The 1,185-nt window shown below is 39.7% G+C and carries 1 protein-coding gene; it reads left to right on the forward strand.

Annotated elements, in window-relative coordinates; all coding sequences use genetic code 11:
• Window positions 1-1,185: N-6 DNA methylase family protein (locus FE296_RS00325; protein WP_150363975.1), on the forward strand; the 1,185-nt coding region annotated here is incomplete at both ends.

The following is a 1,185-nucleotide window of genomic DNA, read 5'->3' on the forward strand; positions in this document are numbered from 1 at the left end:
GTGAAAATCGGACAATTTATTGACGATGCAATGATTTTAATTGAAAAAGAAAACCCTGTGCTAAAGGGAGTTTTAGATAAACGCTACGCTAGACCTGAAATAGATAAGCGCCGCTTAGGAGAACTCATTGATTTAATTTCTACTATTAAATTGCACAGTAGCGGCGAGAAAGATTTACTTGGTCGTGTATATGAATATTTCTTAGGCAAATTTGCAAGTGCAGAAGGAAAGGGCGGCGGTGAGTTCTATACGCCGACAAGTATAGTTAAAACACTAGTTGAACTCATCGAACCATATAAAGGGCGTATTTATGACCCGGCATGCGGCAGCGGAGGGATGTTCATTCAAAGTGAAAAATTCGTCACTGAACATCAAGGGAAACTTAACGATCTTTCGATTTACGGGCAAGAATTAAATTCGACAACTTGGAAATTGTGCCGTATGAACCTTGCTATTCGGGGATTAGACGGAAATCTAGGTGAACATCACGCGGATACATTCCATGATGATTTACACCGTACATTAAAAGCGGATTATATATTAGCAAACCCTCCGTTTAACATCAGTGATTGGAGCGGCAGCAGTTTAACTGACGATGTGCGCTGGAAATACGGCACACCGCCAGAAGGTAATGCCAACTATGCTTGGCTACAGCATATGGTCTATCACTTGTCACCAAATGGAGTGGCTGGAATTGTATTAGCAAACGGTTCACTAAGCTCGAATACATCAAACGAAGGTGAAATCCGTAAAAACCTAATTAATGCTGATCTGGTCGATTGTATCGTGTCATTACCAGGAAGCTTATTCTATTCTACTTCTATTCCAGTATGTCTATGGATCTTAAATAGAAATAAGAAACAACATGGCAAATTCCGCAATCGTGAAAATGAAATTCTCTTTATTGATGGCCGTAACCTTGGAAACATGGTCGATCGTCGCCACCGTGAGTTAGGTGATGTAGATATTATGAAAATAGCTGATACGTATCATAATTGGCGAAATGAGAATGGAATGTATGAAGATGTGCAAGGGTTCTGTAAAGAAGCAAGACTCGAAGAGGTACGTGAACATGATTATGTACTAACTCCTGGACGCTATGTAGGGATTGAAGAATTAGAAGATGATGGTATCCCGTATGAAGAAAAGATGGAAAAATTGACAAGTGAACTTAGCGAATTATTT

This window comes from Paenibacillus sp. UASWS1643, assembly GCF_008693195.1.
Classification (GTDB): domain Bacteria; phylum Bacillota; class Bacilli; order Paenibacillales; family Paenibacillaceae; genus Paenibacillus; species Paenibacillus amylolyticus_B.